3 protein-coding genes are annotated in these 4,348 nt (G+C 45.1%); all 3 read left to right on the top strand.

Features of this window, described 5'->3' with window-relative positions; translation table 11 throughout:
- Positions 1 to 441, top strand: a 441-nt coding sequence (locus tag CDG77_RS37190) for a hypothetical protein (protein WP_094333505.1), incomplete at its 5' end; no start/stop codon positions are given.
- Positions 442 to 581: 140 nt separating this feature from the next.
- Entirely contained in the window at positions 582 to 2,534 is a 1,953-nt protein-coding gene (locus CDG77_RS38285; RefSeq protein WP_223270126.1) for a strawberry notch-like NTP hydrolase domain-containing protein, read from the top strand.
- Positions 2,531 to 3,883 (top strand): strawberry notch C-terminal domain-containing protein, encoded by a 1,353-nt coding sequence (locus CDG77_RS38280; protein ID WP_223270125.1) that lies wholly within the window; start codon positions 2,531 to 2,533, stop codon positions 3,881 to 3,883. The genes CDG77_RS38285 and CDG77_RS38280 overlap by 4 nt, the downstream gene beginning before the upstream one ends.
- Positions 3,884 to 4,348 lie beyond the last annotated feature (465 nt).

Here is a 4,348-nt window from a genome sequence, read left to right as displayed (position 1 = left end):
ATGCAATCTCTACTCACTTTGACAATCGAAGTCATCTTTTGGGCATTCGTTACTCTCGTTATATTCCAGTTCATTAATGGACTATTTGTATCGTCTGCTTATGCTAGTAATGTGGTTTCGGTTAGCAATCTAAATATAGCGGCTTCTACAATCCCATCAGTTTCACAAGTAATCACACCACAAGCTCAGACTTTTGAAAAATTGCCAGATCCTTGGATGTTAGAGGATGAAGTCATTCATTGTACCAGTAACGAAGCAGTTATTCTCTCATTCCCTACATTGAGATTGCTGCCTCCAGTTAAAGAAATTTCACCACAACCAAAACGTACTACTCGTTCCAATAAAGCTAACAATTCTGCCAACAAGTCACCGAAAACTAAAAAGGCTGATGTAAATTCTTTAGGCAAGCGCAAGCCAGGTAGACCGCGTAAAGCTGGCTAATTCGCTTTTTAAGCCTCGGCTGATCACCTAAGAATAAATCTTGGAAGGTTCAAAAGTTCAAATGAGGCAATTACTTGCCTCATTTATTAATAAGAGAAAGGCTTCGCCATAGCAATAGTGAAAAAATAATATTGTGAGTGATGCAATGGTACAGCAACTTTTCACTCAAGGTTCTTTATTCGATTTGCTCTCCAGTAATCGATTATGGGCAGTCAGTTATTAATGTTGCCCAAGAGCTTGCAAAAGTTTTAATAGATAATCGCCCTCTCTCTACGAAAACTGTTTCTTCCCAGATGAATCGCTACTTTCTAGGCACTGCCGCGTCTGGTGCATGGCAATGGAAAGATGCTTACGAGGCAGTGGAAGTGGCGCAAATATTATATCTGCGTCATCTGGGAATTAAGATTTTATCACTACAACCTCAAGTGGTTGTGCAACAATTAGAAGAATCAACAGCCCTCTGCCCGACGCATACTCGCCGTAGTGAAGAATCAGTACAGCTTCAGCAATTCTCCACCCCTCTGCCGCTTGCTTATCTGGTAGCCAAAGCAGGATTTATACAAGCTACTGATTTGGTGCTGGAGCCAAGTGCCGGAACTGGCCTATTGGCACAAATGGCTAAACTGCACAGTGCAAGTCTGATGCTAAACGAGCTTGCACCCGATAGAAGTAAGATTCTGCGTCGGTTGTTTCCTGGCACTCCACTATTCTCAGTAAACGCGGAACAGATTAACGACTATCTGGTTGGCAAGACTCAGCCCTCAGTTGTTTTGATGAATCCACCTTTCTCTGCATCTCCCAAAATCAACAGTCGCAACCCCGACGCAACTCCTCGCCACATCAACTCGGCATTGCAAAGACTGGCTGACGGTGGACGGCTGGTAACAATTACTGCTAACTGGTTTTCTCCCAATAATCCCACTTGGCGCGAGACTTTCGTTAGGTGGCACTCAGAAGCACGAGTTCTACTGTCTGTAGGAGTTAGTGGCAAGGTGTACTCAAAACATGGGACAACTATCGACACTCGGATTACAGTGATCGACAAAGTTCCGGCTGATAATCACAGGCAAATCCCCTGTATTCCCGAAACCTTGGACTTGCCCGAACTACTGGCGTTGATTGAGCAATTACCTGAGCGATCTCCGTGGGAACGCTCAGAAAAAATCAAAGCTGCTGCGAAGGCAATTGTTGTTCAATTGCCAAAACGTACTACAGTTGCACAACCAGAAACAGTTTCCTCTCTTCCAGACGACATAGTAGTGTTGGAATACGAAGTCGTCGAGTGGTCTGCAAATGATGGACTCAAAGATACTTTATATGAAACCTATCGCCCACAACGAATCCGAATTAAAGATGCTTTACCTCATCCCTCGCTGCTTTGCGAAAGTGCAGCCCTAGCACTTGTCTCGCCACCAGCACCAACTTATAAACCGCATCTACCACAAAATATTCTCACACAAGGCTTGTTGTCAGAGGCACAAATTGAAAGCGTCATCTACGCAGGTCAAGCACACTGTGAATTTCTGTCTGGGTCTTATATTGTAGATGATTCATGGGATAATGTGACTGTAGCAGCAAATAGCTCAGAAAATGCTGTGAAATTTCGTCGTGGCTGGTTCTTAGGCGATGGGACGGGTGCTGGTAAAGGTAGACAATGTGCAGGAATCATCCTCGACAACTGGTGTCAGGAACGAAGAAAAGCAATCTGGGTATCCAAAAGTTCTGCCTTAATTGAAGATGCCCGTAGAGATTGGTGTGCGCTGGGTGGTACTGAGCGCGACATCATCGACCTGAGCAACATTAAGCTTGGCGATCCAATACCCTTCACCCAAGGCATTCTGTTCTGCACGTACTCAACTCTACGTTCTCAAAAGAACGGTAAAAGTCGGCTCAAGCAAATTGTTGAATGGGCAGGCAAGGACTTTGAGGGAGCGATCGCCTATGACGAGTGCCACAGTATGGGTAACGCAATGGCTCAAGAGGGCAAACTTGGTATGGTTGCAGCATCCCAGCAAGGTATTGTTGGGCTGCGGTTGCAAAACGCATTACCGCAGGCACGGGTCGCAGCTATCATGCTGACCTTAACGCTGTGAATCGTCGGCGGCGATCGCATTATCTTTTAGAAGCTGGCTGGAGAGCAGACAATGCCATCCAAGGACTTGGGCGATCGCACAGAACCAACCAAGCATCAGCACCCGTGTTCAGACCTGTTACCACTAACGTCATCGGTGAACGCCGCTTTATCTCAACCATTGCCCGAAGGCTGGATAGCTTGGGCGCTCTTACTCGCGGTCAACGGCAGACCGGTGGCAATGGGATATTTGAGGCTAAGGATAATCTGGAGTCGAACTATGCAGAACACGCGCTGTATGAGTTATTCAGGCAAATATACCAAGGTCGATTTTATGAAGTGCCTTTAGGAAAGTTCGAGCAAATGACTGGACTGTGCTTAACCTCTCACGAAGGCGGGATGAAAATCGACTTGCCCCCATTGCGGCAATTCCTCAATCGCCTGTTGGCTTTACGCATCGATATGCAGAACATCATTTTCGAGAGGTTTGAGTTGTTGCTAAGTCAGCAGATTGAAGCAGCGATCGCGGCTGGTGTATATGAGATGGGTGTGGAGACTTTACGGGCTGAACGGTTTACTGTTGAGAGCCAGGAAGCTGTGTACACCCACCCTGCCACAGGTAGCGTAACGAACTATCTCAAGATAGAACGCACTCAGAAGAATAACATCAGAACGGCTGACGAAATGCTTGAGTTTGCCAGTATGTACCAGGGAAAATTGATGGTTAACACCAAGTCTGGTCATGCTGCTGTGTCAATTCCGACACATAGTATCTACGACGCTGATGGTGGTGTTGTACCAAGAGTGTTACTCGTCCGTCCACAGAAAGAAATCCGTATACCAGTCAAGGATTTAGAATCTTCCACTTGGAAAGCGGTTTGTGTCGATGCGTTCGTCGCAGGGTGGTCGAAGGAAGTGGACACACTGCCCAAGTTCACAACCGATTACCTGCACTTAGTCACTGGTATTTTGTTGCCCATTTGGAAGATACTACCACAGCACAATAGTAGAGTATTCCGACTGCAAACCAGCGATGGACAAAAGATTCTCGGTCGGGTGGTGAATGCTCACGACATTCAAACCGTGCGCGAACAACTTGGACTAAGGAACCAGCTGCTTTCTCCAGAAGAACTTGTGAAGCTGGTACTGAACGAGAGATATACACAACAGTTGCCGGGTGGCGTAACCTTGCGACGTTCTTTCATTGCTAATGAAGCTCGCATAGAACTGGTTAATGCTATCTCACTGGCAGAGCGACTCTTAGCTGTTGGATGTTTCACCGAGATCATCAACTGGCAAAAGCGGATATTCATTCCAGTTTCAGACAAAGCACCAGCTATTCTAGCAGCTGTAATTGAAATCTTGGGATAAGTCAAAAGCTGATGTATCTAATAAATACATCAGCTTATTTTTCGCTCAAACATAAGTGTGATTTTATTGTCCCAAATGAAGGTAAGCGGACGATTTGTCGAGGTAATCTAAAGAGGTGGGAGGAGATATTTCCACTTTCAGAAGAACGTGCCAGTGAGCTAGAAGTTATGATTTTAGAGAGGGAACGATTACTTCACAGGAAACATGAGCCATCACATAATGGACACCATATTAGCAGTCATAATATTGAGTTGAACTGAAGTAGCAAAAAATATTCTGTAATTGTAATAAATAACACACCCGCTTTTATCAAATTACGATTACCTTTGAAACCGCGATAATAATTCTTCACGGTCAGCCTGTAAAAGTAAGCCAAGATATTCTTCCCTAGATAACTGCATTAACTGAGGAATAATTGCCTCTAACTCACTATCTAAATTTCCAAAACGTACTTTTAAAAGCGTC

Source organism: Nostoc sp. 'Peltigera membranacea cyanobiont' 213 (assembly GCF_002245975.1).
Lineage (GTDB): Bacteria > Cyanobacteriota > Cyanobacteriia > Cyanobacteriales > Nostocaceae > Nostoc.
Note: the sequence above shows the minus strand (reverse complement) of the source record. Positions and strands in the feature narration are given on the sequence as shown.

Coding starts and splice junctions, on each gene's coding strand:
- CDG77_RS38285 (WP_223270126.1), top strand. CDS start 582: ATGCAATGGTACAGCAACTTTTCACTCAAGGTTCTTTATTCGATTTGC.